Origin of the sequence: Streptomyces sp. TSRI0281 (assembly GCF_001905125.1) — a bacterium.
Taxonomy (GTDB): domain Bacteria; phylum Actinomycetota; class Actinomycetes; order Streptomycetales; family Streptomycetaceae; genus Streptomyces.
Window position 1 is genome coordinate 61,173 of sequence record NZ_LWLE01000007.1, and the last position, 14,993, is coordinate 76,165.

General features: G+C 68.5%; 18 protein-coding genes. 4 read left to right on the forward strand and 14 right to left on the reverse strand.

The window, feature by feature from the left end:
* Nucleotides 1–14: 14 nt before the first annotated feature.
* The 12 genes from A6A29_RS14075 to A6A29_RS14130 form a co-directional block, all read right to left on the reverse strand.
* Nucleotides 15–500: an RpiB/LacA/LacB family sugar-phosphate isomerase gene (locus A6A29_RS14075; RefSeq protein WP_107468216.1), complete on the reverse strand. Its 486-nt coding sequence runs from the start codon at nt 498–500 to the stop codon at nt 15–17.
* Between the two features lie 14 nt (nt 501–514).
* Nucleotides 515–1,228, reverse strand: a complete 714-nt coding sequence (locus tag A6A29_RS14080) for a transferase (RefSeq protein WP_073720413.1) — start codon at nt 1,226–1,228, stop codon at nt 515–517.
* An 83-nt stretch (nt 1,229–1,311) separates the two neighbouring features.
* On the reverse strand, nt 1,312–2,403 hold the full coding sequence (locus A6A29_RS14085) for an NAD-dependent epimerase/dehydratase family protein (RefSeq protein ID WP_073720414.1): 1,092 nt from the start codon (nt 2,401–2,403) through the stop codon (nt 1,312–1,314).
* 505 nt (nt 2,404–2,908) lie between these two features.
* Nucleotides 2,909–3,820 carry an SAM-dependent methyltransferase gene (locus A6A29_RS14090; RefSeq protein ID WP_073720415.1) on the reverse strand — a complete coding sequence of 304 codons (912 nt, stop codon included), beginning with the start codon at nt 3,818–3,820 and terminating at the stop codon, nt 2,909–2,911.
* Nucleotides 3,821–3,825: 5 nt separating this feature from the next.
* Nucleotides 3,826–4,581 (reverse strand): hypothetical protein, encoded by a 756-nt coding sequence (locus A6A29_RS14095; protein WP_241838460.1) that lies wholly within the window; start codon nt 4,579–4,581, stop codon nt 3,826–3,828.
* Nucleotides 4,582–4,884: 303 nt separating this feature from the next.
* Nucleotides 4,885–5,328, reverse strand: coding sequence for a DUF6082 family protein (locus tag A6A29_RS14100; RefSeq protein ID WP_073720416.1), 444 nt, complete (start codon nt 5,326–5,328; stop codon nt 4,885–4,887).
* Between the two features lie 32 nt (nt 5,329–5,360).
* The gene (locus A6A29_RS14105; protein ID WP_073720417.1) at nt 5,361–5,702 is read right to left on the reverse strand and encodes a DUF6415 family natural product biosynthesis protein; all 342 of its coding nucleotides are present in this window, start codon (nt 5,700–5,702) and stop codon (nt 5,361–5,363) included.
* Complete coding sequence (locus A6A29_RS14110; protein ID WP_241838461.1) at nt 5,699–6,334, reverse strand: DUF6624 domain-containing protein; 636 nt, start codon at nt 6,332–6,334, stop codon at nt 5,699–5,701. Before A6A29_RS14110 ends, A6A29_RS14105 begins: the two co-directional genes overlap by 4 nt.
* A complete protein-coding gene (locus A6A29_RS14115) occupies nt 6,331–7,509 on the reverse strand; it encodes a GntR family transcriptional regulator (RefSeq protein WP_073720418.1) in 1,179 nt (392 codons plus the stop codon). The genes A6A29_RS14110 and A6A29_RS14115 overlap by 4 nt, the downstream gene beginning before the upstream one ends.
* A gap of 145 nt (nt 7,510–7,654) precedes the next feature.
* Nucleotides 7,655–8,134 carry a hypothetical protein gene (locus A6A29_RS14120; protein ID WP_073720419.1) on the reverse strand — a complete coding sequence of 160 codons (480 nt, stop codon included), beginning with the start codon at nt 8,132–8,134 and terminating at the stop codon, nt 7,655–7,657.
* The gene (locus A6A29_RS14125; protein ID WP_073720420.1) at nt 8,134–8,568 is read right to left on the reverse strand and encodes an ATP-binding protein; all 435 of its coding nucleotides are present in this window, start codon (nt 8,566–8,568) and stop codon (nt 8,134–8,136) included. The genes A6A29_RS14120 and A6A29_RS14125 overlap by 1 nt, the downstream gene beginning before the upstream one ends.
* A gap of 32 nt (nt 8,569–8,600) precedes the next feature.
* Nucleotides 8,601–9,074, reverse strand: a complete 474-nt coding sequence (locus tag A6A29_RS14130) for a hypothetical protein (RefSeq protein ID WP_241838462.1) — start codon at nt 9,072–9,074, stop codon at nt 8,601–8,603.
* Nucleotides 9,075–9,388: 314 nt separating this feature from the next.
* On the opposite strand from A6A29_RS14130, the gene A6A29_RS14135 reads away from it, so the two are divergent.
* Complete coding sequence (locus tag A6A29_RS14135; RefSeq protein WP_073720422.1) at nt 9,389–10,243, forward strand: helix-turn-helix domain-containing protein; 855 nt, start codon at nt 9,389–9,391, stop codon at nt 10,241–10,243.
* On the forward strand, nt 10,240–10,482 hold the full coding sequence (locus A6A29_RS14140; protein ID WP_338012872.1) for a DUF397 domain-containing protein: 243 nt from the start codon (nt 10,240–10,242) through the stop codon (nt 10,480–10,482). The genes A6A29_RS14135 and A6A29_RS14140 overlap by 4 nt, the downstream gene beginning before the upstream one ends.
* A 185-nt stretch (nt 10,483–10,667) precedes the next feature.
* Here A6A29_RS14140 and A6A29_RS14145 read toward each other — a convergent pair whose 3' ends face one another.
* Together A6A29_RS14145 and A6A29_RS14150 are read right to left on the reverse strand one after the other, a co-directional pair.
* Complete coding sequence (locus A6A29_RS14145; RefSeq protein WP_073720423.1) at nt 10,668–11,957, reverse strand: helix-turn-helix domain-containing protein; 1,290 nt, start codon at nt 11,955–11,957, stop codon at nt 10,668–10,670.
* A gap of 298 nt (nt 11,958–12,255) precedes the next feature.
* On the reverse strand, nt 12,256–12,543 hold the full coding sequence (locus tag A6A29_RS14150) for a hypothetical protein (protein WP_073720424.1): 288 nt from the start codon (nt 12,541–12,543) through the stop codon (nt 12,256–12,258).
* A 91-nt stretch (nt 12,544–12,634) separates the two neighbouring features.
* Here A6A29_RS14150 and A6A29_RS14155 point away from each other — a divergent pair, with 91 nt between their 5' ends.
* Complete coding sequence (locus A6A29_RS14155) at nt 12,635–13,297, forward strand: helix-turn-helix domain-containing protein (protein WP_073720425.1); 663 nt, start codon at nt 12,635–12,637, stop codon at nt 13,295–13,297.
* Nucleotides 13,294–14,907, forward strand: a complete 1,614-nt coding sequence (locus A6A29_RS14160) for a site-specific integrase (RefSeq protein WP_073720426.1) — start codon at nt 13,294–13,296, stop codon at nt 14,905–14,907. The genes A6A29_RS14155 and A6A29_RS14160 overlap by 4 nt, the downstream gene beginning before the upstream one ends.
* Nucleotides 14,908–14,993: the final 86 nt, after the last annotated feature.

The window sequence follows — 14,993 nt, forward strand, 5'->3', positions numbered from 1 at the left end:
GGGCCACCTTCCGGTCAATGAGTGGGCGGGGGGATGCTCCGGCCGGTGCGTTCGAGGTCCGTGATCATGCGAACCTTGCGGGCGGCCGAACTGTCGGGGTCGAAGCGGTGAGTCAGCCATTGCGCGGCGAGGTCCTTGGCGAGGTCGAGGCCGATGACTCCGGAACCGAACGTCAGAACCTGCGCATTGTTGGAGAGGACGGAGGCCCGTACCGACAGGGAGTCGTGTGCGGTGACGGCCCGGATGCCGGGCACCTTGTTCGCAGCGATGGCGACTCCGAGGCCGGTGTGGCAGATGAGGAGCGCCCGGTCCGCCTGGGACTGGGTCACGCATCGGGCTGCCGCCTCGGCGATCTGCGGGTACGCGCCTTCGGTGTGAGCATGGACACCGACGTCGAGCACGGACGCGACGAGGCCGTGTGCGTGAAGATGGTCGGCCAGTGCGTCTTTGTAGTCCTGGCCGGCGCGGTCGGAACCGATGGCCAGACGCAAGGGGGCCAAGCGGCCGGGACCGTTCACGGACGGGTCCCTGCCGTGGCGGCCGGACGCTGGCTGCGGACCTGGGTCTGTGCGGTGTGGGGAGCCGAGATGACCGAACGGGCGGGGACCGCCCGGATTGCGAGGGTGACACCGCTGTTGATCTGGCTGTCGCGACCGACGACGACACCGGGGCCGAGACTGATCATGTTGCCGGTCTGCGTCCCGTCGCCGATGACCGCTCCGAACTGCGTGGTGCCGCATCGGTAAGCGGCGCCAGCCTCGGTTCGCATGACGATCTCGCGCTGTGGTGAGGCCATGTGAGGGCTCATCGTGATGGCAGCCACCGTCACTGCGGCCGACAGGTGGGCTCCGGTGCCGACGATCGTGCGGTTGATGCCGATCCGGTGGCCGAGCACCGCACCTTCGCCGACGAATGCCGCGGTCACCTCGCAGTTGAAACCGACCGAGGCCCCGGCGCACACCACACTGCCCTTGCGTACCGTGGAGAACTCGTAGATTTTGGCGTGCGGGCCGATGATGACGTCTTCCCCGATGATGGCCTGCGGGTGAATGAACGCGGTTGGGTGGATACGGCTGTCGCCGAGCAGGCTGAGTGCTTCTCGGTGGAGGTCCGGCCACTGGGCGAGGAAGTCGGCCAGGTCGTAGGTGTGCAGGCGTCCGTACGGGGTGGCGGCGAGCTGTTCGTCGGTGGGCGCGGTGATGTAGGTGCCGAGCAGGAGAGGTTGCATCGCGTCCGGGCCTTTCGTGGATGAACTGGCCGTCGAGGGGCGCCGCCCCGGTCGCGCCGGGGCGGCGGAGGTGCCGATCGGGTTCACAGGGGTGTGGTCTGGGCCAGCCAGGTCGGGGCGGCCTGCGGCGTGCGGCGGAGCCATTGCACGTAGCGCTCCACCCCGTCCGTGACGGTCACTGTCGGCGTCCAGCCCAGAACAGCTTCCATGCGGCGGATCGAGGCGTACCCTCCGAGCGGATCGCCTGCCGGGAGGGGCATCGCCAGGAAGTCAGTGTTGGGGAAGTGGTCCCGGACGGCCTCGGCGACGTCCCGGATGCTGGTGGCCACGCCGGTGCCGATGTTGATCGTCTCGTTGTGAGCCCTCGGACTGGTCAGCGCGTGCAGGGTTCCTTCGGCGATGTCATCGACGTGGGTGAGGTCGCGGACCTGCTGGCCTCCGCCGTTCAGGTGCAGGGGCAGGCCGAGCGAGGCTCGGGCGGCGAACCAGGCCACCACCCAGGAGTGGCTGTTGGGCTTGATCGTCTGGGGTTCCCCGTAAACGGAGAAGTAGCGGACGATCGCATAGGAGGTGCCGACCTGGCCGAGCACGACACCGGTCTGCTGTTCGCCCCACACCTTCGTGGTGCCGTAGACCGAGACCGGCAGCAGCGGGTCGGTCTCGTGGAACTGGCGGGGGATGCGGCCGTGCACGGACTCCAGGAGATTTCTTAGGACGACCAGTTCCGGGTCGCGGACCTGCGGCGGCTCACCGTCCCCGTAGACGCTGGCGGAGGACACAAACACCATGCGGCGTACCCGGTCGCTCGCTGCCACGGCGTCAAGGACGGTCTGCGTGCCAGCGATGTTGACGTCGATCGCGGCCGACGGTTCCCGAGTGCACGCGGCGACATCCGCGAGCGCTGCGGCGTGGATGACGTAGTCGGATTCCGCGACGAGCTTCCGCACCAAAGCGGTGTCCCGGATGTCGCCGACCACCATGTCCGGGTCGGAGATGTCGACACCGAAGAGGCCGGAGTAGACGTACTCGGGGTAGGCGCTCATGGTGCACAACGCGATCGGGCGGGCGCCCAGCTGCTTCAGCCGTGACGCGATCCGGGAACCAATGAGCCCTGCGCCACCGGTCACCAAGACCGTGGCACCGTTCAATTCAGCGAAGACGGAGCGGTTGTGCACGATTCCTCCAGAACAGGTCGGGTGGTGCTCGTGACGAACAGCGACGGCTGAGATACACAGGTCGGTGGTGCACCGGGCTTGCCCGCTGGAAGAGCTGGAACGCCCCCTTTGGCACGCGGGCCCGGCAGCGGTGAGAGAGCGGTCATCGGGCGCCCGCATCTGAGGGGAAACCCGGAGTCCGTGGTCGAGTGCTGCTACGGCTGTCCCGATACGGCACCCACGTCAGCGGATGATGAGTGGGACATCAGGTCCACCTTGTTCTGGTCGACTTGTACGAGGGCACCACCTGGCCGTTGCCGGTGGTGATCGGCAGTCAGGTCGTGCACTCGGTTTGCAGGGTCTGCACATGAGGTTGCGAGTACGGCTGCCATCTGCAGTCAGGCGAGCGAAAGCGTTCAGCCGCCGGTGGGAACGGAAGGACGCATGACGTGCGCCCTGTTCTGGTTGGGGCGGTGGGAGGCGCTCTTCGGAGATCGGCTGGAAGCGTGCGGCGGTGCCAGGCCGTTCACGCGGCGGCCCGGTCCTCTTTGATGCCGACGCCCGCGTACGCGCCGGCCAGCTGCGGTTCCTCCGCACGGCGCGAGTGTTTGGGGTGCCACTGGTGTGTGGGCACGAGGCCGGGGTCCAGCAGCCGCCAGGCACCGAAGAACTCCTCGATACGGTGTGCTTCGCGGGGGCTGTACGTGAGGTCTGCTACTTCGCCCAGGAGCGGCGTGAGCTTGGACGGCACGGTGGACCCGAGATCGGCGGCATGAGTGATCGACAAGGCGCTGCCGGAAGGTGCCCAGTCACGCAGGACACGTACCGCCTCCGTGGCATCCGGGTCGGCGACCCAGGGCAGGACGTCGTGCATGAGGACGGCGACGGGCCGTGTGAGGTCCAGCCGTCCGCACACCTGGTCGGAGGCCAGCAGCGTGCCCATGTCGCGCAGGTCGCCCTGGACGAGGGCGGCGCCTGTCTCCTCAGTCGCCATCCTTCGGCGGCCAATGACCACGTGGTCGACGTCCACGTAGATCACCCGGGCGTCCGGCTGCACGCCGAAGACCGCGGTGTGCACGTCGGGAATGACCCGCGAGTTGCGGGAGTGCTGCATAGGCGAGGGGAGGCCGCACCCGAGGTCGAGGAATTGGTCGAAGCCCTGCTGGGCCAGGTAGCGGGCGACCAGAGCGTTGTGCTGCAGATTGATCCGTGCGGCCAAGCGGAGCCGGATGAAGTCCTTGCCGTCCATTCCTGAGAGCACGTCCCTGTCGGCGGCGTAGTGGTCCGAGCCGCCTAGCAGCGCCTCGTACAGCCTCGCGCCAGCGTGAACCGTTGCCCAGTCCTCCCGATGGCGTCGGACGGGGGTCGCCGGGGCCCAGGCCGTGCCGTACTGCACAATGTTCCGGTTGTGCTCCGCACGCCAGTCACCCTTGAGCATGCTGATCAGACTCCCTGGGTCAGGATCGGGCCCACCGGCGCGTTCGGCGCTTTCAGTGCGGCAGCCAGCGCGAGGGCGTCATCGGTGTCCAGGAAGTCGATCCGAATCCGGTTCCCGCCGTGCTGGTCCCGGCAGTGCCCACATGTCGGCCGGGACTCCACGAGCAGCGGCCTGCCGGTCGCGGTGTGCATCGTCTTCTGCAGGTGGGTGGCGAACCGCTCATGGTCGCGCCAGTCGCTCAGGTCCAGGTCACACAGGGCCAGTTCGTCTCCGCCGAGGATGCGGTACAGGTGGGTGGCGTCTTCCGTGTCGAACGTGCTGGCCTCGATCACGCCGGCCTCGATCACGTCGTTCTGTACCCCGACGCGCCGCTCGAACCCGCTACGAGCGAAAGCACGGTGCAGTTGCAACGCGGCTTTCTGTACCTCGGTGAGACTGGACTCGACCAGGCGCCCGAGGGCCCGGATGTCCTGCGTCGATGCTGGCTCGATGACGAGATCCGGGCCGGGGCAGGGCAGCGGCTGCTCGATCCTCGTCACCGCGGCGATGATCCTGTCGGAGAGCAGGTTGCCCTGCACGTCTCCGAGCAACCAGGGGAGGGCGGGGGCGGGCGTCAGTCGCAGGCGGCAGCCGCCGGGCTCGATGCTCTGCTCCAGGTCGCAGGAACTGCCAGCGTAATGCAGGGCCAGCTCCAGGGCGCGGGTGGCCTCCACCACAGCGAGCGCTGCGGCTTTGCCGGCTGTGGCCATGGGGTACGTCATCGGGTCGTCCTTGTCAGATAGGTCGGGACGCGTGTCGTCCGGTGCCGGGCCTTGTTCCAGGCCCGGCACCGGGTGGTGCACCCGCCCACCGTCCGGGACCCTCACATGCACCGGTCGGTGGGCGTTTGAGCGGGCCGGCTACGACACCCCCACGGTGTGCGGGCCGGGGCGCGGTCAGGCGCCACTTCCTCCCCCGGGCTGGCTATGGACCACCGCGCACGGGCGTGCAGATCGACGAAGCCGAGAGGAAGCCCCAGGTCTCAGCACCGCGCGCCACGACCGGCGCGCGGGCAGGTGTACGGGTCAGGCGCCTGCGGTCTGCATCGCCCGGCGGGCGTCGTACACGTCCCCCACGATGTCGTTGAAGTCCGCGTCGGCCTTGTTGTCGAGCGACTCCTCCGCACGGAAGGCCCCGAACTTCTCCCAGTACTGGCGGACGGATTCCCGCTCCATGACCGCCTGGACGACGAAGCGCAGCCGGTCCTTGCTGATGAGGCCCAGCCGGTATCGCAAGGCGAGGGCACAGAGCTGCTGGTTGGCGTTCAGCAGGGTCACGTACTCCTTGACGTCCATGCCCTCGGGCGCCCACTGCTCCGCGAGGTCGAGGTTGGTGGTCAGGAGGGTCAGCCACTGGTCGTGCATGCGGGCGACGGCCACAACCTTCTGCTGCCGGTGCTGCCGTTCCCTTGCCACGAGGTGGGCGGTTCCGACGGCCGCGATGGCAAGGAGCGCGTGCGAGGTCTTCATCGGGCGGTGCCTTTCGGTGTGGTGTGCTGCGGTTACCGGCGTGGGATCTGCGCCTCTTCTGCGACCGCTTCGACTGCGCGGAGCAGGGCTCGGAGGAGGCGGGCGGTGTTCTGTGTCCGGTGTGCGGCTGCCTGCGGTGTGCCGGCCGGGGCTGAGAGGCTGAGCCGGCGGGACGCTTCCCCGAGAGTGGCCTTCGCGGTGTGCCCGGCCTGCGAGTCCGGGGGGAGAGACAGGCACAGGGTGCTGAGGTCTGTGGCGACGGTCTGGCCGTGATGGGTGAGCTGGCTGAGCAGGCCCAGTGCGACATCGGCGGGTGGTAGGTCTGCGCCCGCCAGGTCCCAGGCGAGCACCCTGTCGATCGTTGCCGCGATCACGCCGTGCTCACCAGTTCGGCCGTCGACTTGTCGTCGGGTATCTCGGCGGCTGCGTCAGGTCGGGGCTCGCTCGCCCTTCGACGGCGCAGGGCTTCCAGGGACACGGTGGCCGGGGGGAGCCCTACCGTCGCGCGGCGCTCGTCGAGCGTCAGCGGGTCGCGCACGGCCAGCCGCTCCGGGCCGTTGGGTCCGAGGCGGTACTGGGTGCCGTACTGCTGCCTGTCCCCGGAGGTGATGAGGCACCGGTCGTGCAGGGACACCCACTGGAGCTGGGACGCCTCGCCCGAGCGCACGGCCTGGTGCATCAGGCGTGCGGCGTGCCGCTGGAACGGGAGGTCGTGATCCGCGCGGAGGGCGACCAGCCACGCAGCGGTCGCTCCTTCCTTACCGACGCGGCTCCACCCGGGCCAGCCGTGGTCAGCGATGATCCGTTGCACGACGACGGCGTTGGCCTGATCGGCAAGGCAGCCCCGGTCGATGTCCTCGGCGGAGAGCTGCCCGCACGTCAGGTACCGCCAGTGCTCGCTGGCCTTCGCCGCACGGTTGATCAGCTCCTGTGCGAGGTCCGGGCGGTGCGTTTCGGAGACCACGATGCTCCGCTTCGTGCCGGGCGTTCGGCGGTCGGGGCTCACGCGGCATCACCTGCGAGGTCGAGGACTTCGCGGACGGCCGCGCCCAGACACGCGGCACGCCATATCTGCCCGTCGGAGTTCGACGGGCCGGCGGCGAGCGCGGTGACCGCGGTGCGTCGCAGGGTGGCGTGCACGTCCGGGTTGTTCGGGTGCTGGCCGACGGCCAACGGAAGCAGGTGCTCGGCAGCGGCAGCCAGAGTCCGGAGCGTGTGGTGCAGGGTCTCGGGGTGCGGGGTGAGGCGGCTCCGCCACCAGGTGTGGGCCCGGTGACACACTGCCCGGATGCCGGTGGGGCTGAGGTCCATGCCAGGCAGCGCCATGTCCCGCAGCCGGGGCAGCAGGCTGTCCACGTCGGGAGGGGGAACGACGGGGAAGGGCAGCGTGGGCCGTACGACGGTTCGTACCCCGTTGCGGTTGGTGACGACATTCTGTCCGTGCAGCAACTGCAGCCCGTCGGCGACGAACGACTGCGAGGACACCAGCGCGCGGCCGAGCGCCAGCCGCGTCGGCAGCTTCGAGCCCGGCGGGTAGACACCCGCCTGGATCAGCACGCACAGCCAGGCAGCAATCTGGTCGGGCTGATCGACGGCTTCACTCCGGTAGCCGACATGGATACGGTCGGCGGAGGAGAAGGTGATCAACCCCTCGGCCTCCAGGTCACGGACCGCGAGGCGTACGCGTCCGACGGATACCAGCGGACATCCCACCTCGGCAGCGATCCGCCCGACGGCCAGCAGGCTGCCCGGGGGGTACGAACCGTTGGCAACCGACTCTCGAATCCGCTCCGCGATCTCCCGGACACCCGGGCCTTGCCGCGAGGCCGCCAACAGGGCGCACAGCAACCGCCATGCGGCATGGATCAGCGTTCCGACGTCCGGGATGATCTCCGCATCGACGTCCGGCCGCTGAACGCCCGTGACAATCTCCTGCCAACGCGCCTGGTCAGCCAGTGAACCGCCTGCTTCGCTGAGCCGTTTCTCGGCCAGCGGCAGCCACGGCAGGACGAGCCGCCAGATGGTCTCGCGGTCGTCCGCCTGATCGGTGAACACGTTGAAAGCCGCAGTCGCCGTCTCGAACTCCGCCAGGATCAGCAGCAGTTGACTGAAGGTCGGCTCGTCCCCGGGTTCGCTGCTCTGGATTCCGGGGGTGGTACTGATCGTGATGGTGGTTGTCACTGTTCAACTCCTCGTCGGGGGTTCCGCCCGGCGCTGGGGAGCTTCAGTTCCTCGGGGAGGAGGAGAGAAGCCACGTTTGCCCAGCGCCGGGCGGGTAGTCGGGCCCCGGGGGGAGGTGACCCGACGACTGTGAGGGGAGCGCGCGTCATGCGTCGTCTCCCATCAGTTCGAGGACGGCGAGAATCGCCAGTGCGTACCGGCGCAGGTATGGCAGCGCCTCGCCGTGGGGCGCCTCTGCGGCGCGCAGGGCGACCAGGAGGGACAGCTCCTCGGTGGGGTACATCGCGACGCGGTACGGGGCGACCTGCATGAGCAGTTGGGTGGCCCGGCGGAAACGGTCGGTGATCCGCGCCGCATCCCGCTCGCTCAGCAGTGCGACTCCGGGGACCCGCTGTGGGCGCAGAGGTAAGCCGCAGCGGACGAACAGCTTGTCGAGTCGCGGGGTGCGAGGCGCGGGGTCCGGCCGGTCGCCCAAGACTTCTTCGAGGGTGACGATCAGGTCGTAACTGATCCCCTCGGCGACGAGCGAGCGGGTCAGGAGGAAGGCGACCCTGCGCTTCATCTCGTCATCGGGGGTGACCGGCACGGCCGGCGGCCCGGCAACGGCCACTTCATCCACCCGCATCACGACCTCCCCGCCGGGGTGCGGAAGGAGGCCCAGGTTGTCCGGCCGTCGTCGCTGACGCCCCAGTCCCGCGAGAAGGATTCGACGAGGAGCAGTCCGCGGCCCCGCTCGCCATCGGCCGTAGGGGGGCGTAACCGGGCAGGAGCGGGGTTGCAGTCGGTGGCCTCGACGAAGAGGTCCCTGCCTGTGTGCCGCAACCGCAGGCTGACCGTTCCACGGCCGTGCTCGATCGCGTTGGTGACCAGCTCTGAGACGACCGTCACCACGTCCTGCGCCAGCGGGGCAGGCACGGCCCGCAACCGCATGAGCGCCTTGGTGATCCGCCGTAACTGGGCGACGCGGACCGGCTCCGGAGCGATGGCCACCTCGAAGACGAAATCCGTCTGTGGCCGTACCGCCCCGGAGGACCGTTCGAGGATGGGGGCAGGACTCATCGGTGCACGCCCCGCGCCGGGCGCCGCGGCACTCATGCCCGCCCCCTGATGATCTCGGAAGCCACCAAGGCAACGAACCTGCGGTGCTCCTCGAACCAGCCCAGCTCTCGCCGGTAATCGTCGATCCGGCAGCTGACGACAGCGGCGGTGATCACCACGACGCCCTCCGCGAAGCCGGCACGGATCTGCTCCCGTAGCAGGCCCCAGCCCGGCCGGCCCTTGGGTGCGGTCGCACCGTTGGGGTCCGTGTAGGACTGCTTCGGCCCCACATGCCAGGACTGGCGCTCCGCGTAGTTCGCCGCCGCGTCCAGCGAGGCCCGAGGCACCTGCCCGTCGATGGAGAGCGCGTACAGGCACACCTGCGGCTCCCTGCCTCTGGCACGGGCCTGCGCGACAACCCGCTCAAGGTTCTCGCGCCGTCCAGCCGCTATCGACCCGTACAGGTCGGCGGCGACACGGACCTCATCGGGGTACAGCCGCGCCCGGTCGGCGCGTTCCCTGTCCATCCAGTTCTGAGTGCTGCGGGCGGTGCTCTGGCGCATTGCTGGCCTCGGCTTCGTCGATTGGGGGAGATAGACGGCTGCCTGCGACGGGGATGCGAGCAGCCGTCCATTCGGGCGGGGAGGCTTCGATCCGTACAACCAGCGGGGGGTAACTGTGCGTGGCAAAACAGCCATGGACTGACGCACAGTCACGTCCCGTTGGGATTTCAGCATGCTCCTTTTGGCGGTCGGTGCGCAATAGTGTCACCCGGATTGCCAAAAAGACCGCATGGATGTGCCCATAGCTGCGCGAGTCGACGACGTGTCAGACTGCGTCCATGACGCAGAAGCGAGCGACGCCGACTATCAAGCGGCGCAGAGTTGGCGGTCAGTTGCGTCGCTGGCGCGGCTCCATGAAGTCCGGCGATGCTGCCAAGCTCATGGGCTGGGACACCACTCGTCTCAGCCGGATCGAGAGGGGCACGTACCGAATCTCAGGCGACGAGGTGCGATCACTCTCTGACAGGTTGGGCGTGGACGACCTGGCCGGCGTCGAAGAGGTGGCGCGGGTTGCCGAGGAACCGTTGGGCGAGGGGTGGTGGGCGGCTTACGCAGGTCGCATCGGCCAGAACTACCTCGACTTCATCGAGTTGGAGGGCGACGCCGAGTCACTCCAGATCCAGCACCCGGTGATCATCCCTGGTCTGCTCCAGTCGCCGGGATACGTGCGCGAGATGATCACTCGTGCGCCAACCGCAGTGTCGCCGGCGCATGCCGAGATGCTGGTGTCGATCCGGCTGGCTCGGCAGGCCGTCCTGAGCAAGGCTGCCAAACTCCATGCCCTTGTCCCCGAGTCGGCCCTGCACGCCAAGTTCGAGTCGGGCCCTGCGATCATGCGGGACCAGATCCGCAGGCTCCTTGACGTCTCGGAAATGCCGAACGTCGAATTTCAGCTCATCCCACTCACTACGCATCCGACGTACGGCTCGAACGGCGCCATCACCTTGCTTTCCCACAAGCACCCGTGGGCGAAGGTGGCCAGCGTCGACAACCCCATGGGCGGCAACCACACCGACGACACCCAACAGGTCAGCTTCTTGGAGAAGGAGTTCGAGGCCATTGCTGGGATCGCACTTCCCGTCGACAAGTCACGGGATCTACTCAACGAGTACCTGGAAGGACTGCACCAGTGACCACGAAGCACGGACGTGCCTGCATGGCCCCAGAGTTTGAGGGCGCCGTCTGGAAGAAGTCTTCCCGCAGCGGAGGCAGCGAAGGACAGTGCGTTGAGTGCGCTGACGTAACCCGGCCCCACTCCGGCATCGCCGTTCGCGACTCGAAGAACCCTGACGGGCCCGCGCTACTGTTCGCCCCCGAGGCGTTCAGCGGCTTCATCGCGGCTGTGAGCAGGAACGAGTTCGACCTGCTCTGACCTGACACCCGGTATGAGAGTGGCCCGTCTCCCCCCGCCCATAACGGGGGGAGACGGGCCACTCTCATACAGCAGTACCCATGGGTTAGTGGAGCGTACCCCCACGTGATCGTCAGCAGGAAGACTCCGTAATCACGCGCTCCGGGACGTACACGAGCACCGCCGATACACCCATGCAACGCTGACTAAAGCGACCGCAGGCGAACAGCGGACCGCAACTCCTGGACGCCGACGGTGCGGGGGTGCCGCTCCGCCAACTCGGCAACGATGTGCCGGATGGCGGGTCGGTCCCGGACTTCCCCCGGACTGGAGCGGTACGCGGACAGCAACGCCTGGGCGGTCTGCTCAGGACGCTGCCATGCCCACCAGGCCCTCGCCATGTCGGTGCCCAACCGCGCCTTCCGCTCGGCAGTCGGGAACTGCTCGGGCCGCAGGTCCTTCCCGGCTTCCAGTGCGGCCCCCGCGTCGCCGAGCGCCCAGTGCACGCCGACGGCGTACAGGTCGACGGCGGCCGAGGTGATGGGGAACAGGCGCCCGGCCGGGGCACTCGGCGGCAGTCGGCGGGCGGCGCGGCGGGCTTCCTCGGTCATCGCCAAGGCATCCGTGCGGTGGCCGCCGCGGGCGGCGGTGTAGGCCAGGGTGCACAGCATCTGCGCGTACGCGGACGCCGAAGCGTCGGTGCGCAGGCCCGTAGCCTCCACCCTGGAAGCTGCTGCCGTCATGAGGCGTTGGGCTTCTTCGGTGCGGTCCTGGTGGCGCAGCACGATCGCCAGCTCACGGGCGGCGGCTGCGGACGCGAGGGGCGAGCCGGACACCTCGGCCCAGGTGCGGGCGCGGTCCGCGGTGAGCCGGGCCTGATCGTAGGACCCGAGCTTGCTCAGCACCGTGGCAGCCAGGCTGTAGACGGCGGAAAGCCGAGCCTGATCGAGTTCCCGGCGCGACGACGCGGCAGCGTGCCCATCACCGATGAGGCCGGGCAGCGCGGCGAGCAGACGGCCGTGCGCACCTTTGTCGTACAACTCGCGTGCGGTGGCCAGCCGGGCGTCCAGCGACCCGCCGCCGGTCGGGTTGGGGGTGTCGGCCAGTGCCTCGTCCAACCCCATCAGCAAGGCGGCCGGTCCGGCGACCGCCGTGGCGGCGAGCAGCGTACGGCGGCGCATCAGGTCCTCCTCGGCGTGCGGACTGGCCGTTACTCTAGTGGCCGCCGACACGGTCGGGGCGGGTGGCGCCAGGGAATGCACCAAGATGTGTCGTGGGACGCCGACTTCGAGCGCGGCGCGGTGCACCAGGACCAAGTCCACCACTCTGTTGCGGCGCTCCAGCCGGGACACCGTGGCCGGTGAACACCCAAGCCGGTCACCGAGGGCGGCGAGTGTCCAAGCGCGGTGTTCGCGGCCGAGACGAATGAGTGCGCCGGGGCGCCGCTGCGCGACTAACCCGCGCACCTGGGCACTGTTCCATGGGTCTCCGGGCACAGGCCCCCTCCCACGCCGCACGACCGGGCTCTCACCGTACGGGCAGCCGGCGGAGCCGCACAGAGGGTTTGCACGACGTGCAAAGACCTTGTGTCACAGGACAGTGGATCACCACAGGTTCGGGCGGTGCGGTGTTCTGGGTGCAGCGCCCCGGACCGCAGGGCGAGGCCCGGTCGCCAACGTGCCGCCTCATTCAGGCAACCCGCCCGGACGCCCTCAACCGGCGCCCCGCTTCCCCGGCACCGTTACCGCCGCCGCACTCCTCATATCTCTCCGCTCATGACCGGAGAGGCGGACCCTAGGCGGCGAGGCTGTGCCGCTCGCATCTGCCGTCGCCCTCGTCTCGGTCTGCCTGCTGACGCTCCAGCCCCAGCAACTTCAGCAGGTCAGCCGTCACCACCCGATAGGCGTTACCGAGGCGCAGCACTTTGACCGGGTACTCCCCCTGCTTGGCGAGTCCATATCCCGTGGACCGTCCGATCATCAACGCTCGGTTCGAGGTGTCGAGGTCGATCACAGCAGGGAGTGCAAGCAGCTCCTCGCCCGTCAGCCCTCGCACCTCACGAGACGAATTGGATGCCACCATGGTGCCCTCCGTGAGATATCTAGCGTTGCAGTGACGAATTAGATGTACCACGACATTGCGGCAGCACCTTTTAGGTGCTTAAAGTGCCACCATGACACCTGATCGATGGTCGACAGCGTTCACCGGTCGGATCGCCCAGCGCGTGCGAGACTCGCGCAAAGCCGCCGACCTCACCATGGCCGAAGTCGCCCAGGGCTGTGCTGGCCTCGGCCTGTCGGAGTTCACCGAGCACTCCATGAAGAATCTGGAGTCCGGGCGCAAGACGAGCATCAACGTCGCGGACTTCGTCGTGCTGGCTGCCGTCCTAGGCGTCCCGCCAGTGACTCTCCTCTTCCCGCTCGGGTCCTCGCCCACGGTCGAGGTCCTCCCGGGCCGCGAGGTGTCCGCCTGGGACGCGGTCGCGTGGTTCACCGGCGAGTCGCCATTGGACGAGCCCGCCCCCGAAGGCTCCGCCCGGGACGTCCTCGATGTCTTCCGTCAGCACGGTGACCTCGTGGCCGCCGCGATGTCCTCCTACGCCCTGGCCAGGGAAAGGCGACGGGCAGCCAGCACCACCCTGGACCGGACCCGCAGAGCCACCCTTCTACAGCGCGCCGAGGGCTACGAGGAGCACGCCTTCGAAGACGCCCAGGAGCTGCGCACGCACCGGGAGCGGATGCGCCGGCGCGGGCTCGCTCCTCCGTCCCTTCCCGACGGACTCGCCTTTGTCGACCAGCCCGACACACCCGACGACGCAGGAGGGGAGATCGAGTGAAGAGCGGCACCGTAACCCGGCGGTGTCGGTGCACTGACCCCGAGACCGGAAAGGACCTCGGAGCGTCGTGTCCGAAACTCCAGTCGCGACGGCATGGGACCTACGGGGTCTTCCAGGAGCTGGACCCCGCTCAGGACGGCCGTCGGCGACGGTTCCGTCGCGGCGGCTTCGAGACCTCCACCAAGGCCAAGGAGGAGCTGGACAAGGTCCGTGCCCTCATGGCCATCCCAGAGGAGGACGACGCCTGGGGCAAGACGCAGATCGGCGACCTGCTGGAGAACTGCGTCAAGGAAAAGTCCCCGCTACCGGACTACGACGAGACCCGCCGCCGGTTCCAGACCGGGCAGGCGCTGAACTCCAAGGTCACCGTCGGGGAGTGGTTGGACACCTGGCTGGCCGGACGTAAGCGACTGCGCAGGGGCGGAACGGCGCGCTACGAGTGCGATATCCGCATCCACCTCAAGCCCCACCTCGGGCACCTTCGCCTCGACAAGCTCCGGGTCCACCACATCGACACGATGTTCGACGCCATCAACGAGCGGAACATTGAGATCCAGGAGCAGAATGCTCAGCGGCGGGCGGTCGCCGCCGAGCTGAAAGCGACCCCCAACAAGGGGGCCGAGAATCGAGCGCGGCGGAGGTGGCTCCGCGCTCAGCTCGACGCGATGCCGCTGTTCCGCCGGATCACCGGTCTGAACACCCAGCCCCATATTCGCGACACGCTCCGGGCTGCGTTGAACGTCGCCATAGCCCAGCAGGTGATGCCCGCCTTCAACCCTGCCGCCCACGTTGAGCTACTGCCGGGAACGAAGCCGAAGGCGCTGATCTGGACCGACGAGCGCATCGCCCGATGGCAGGAGACCGGCGAGAGGCCCTCTCCGGTCATGGTCTGGACCCCGGAGCAGACCGCCGAATTCCTCGACTTCGTCGCGGCGGACCGGCTGTACATGCTCTGGCGGCTCATCGCCTTCCGAGGTACCCGCCGAGGGGAAGCCTGCGGTGTCCGCTGGGAGGACCACTCGGGGAAAGCTCGCTCCCTGTCCATCGCCACCCAGCTCGTCCAAGACGGCTGGGACGTCCACGAGGGTGCCCCCAAGACCGACAGCGGCATCCGCCTGATCGCCCTCGACGACGACACCAACGACGGCTTCCTCACCCACAAGGCCAGCCAGCAGCGGGAGCGCGAGGCGTGGGGCGCGGGCTGGCAGGACACCGGGCGCATCTTTACCCAGGAGGACGGCTCCCTTCTCCACCCCGGCAAGGTCAGCGACCTCTTCGAACGCCTCACCGAGGCTGCTGGCCTGCCGCCCATCCGTCTCCATGACCTTCGCCACGTCGCCGCAACGCTGATGCTCGCGGCCGGGGTCGATATCAAAGTCGTCTCCGAGACCCTTGGCCACTCCGACACCCGGATCACGCGGGACACCTACCAGTCCGTCCTCGACGACCTCGCTCGCGACGCCGCCGAGAAGGTCGTGCAGCTCGTACCGCACGCCCGCAAGCCGCTGGCAGCTGTCCACGACGAGCCGAAGTCGAACACGACTCGTCGGCGGCCGAGGATGGTGCCGCCACGCAAGGATGACGCGACGAAGCAAAAACGTTCCGCCTGACGGCAGGCGGGAAGGAGCCCCGGTCAGAGGGAAGCTGACCGGGGTTCCGGCTGTACTGGGACCGATCCTGGTGTCGCCCTGGGCCG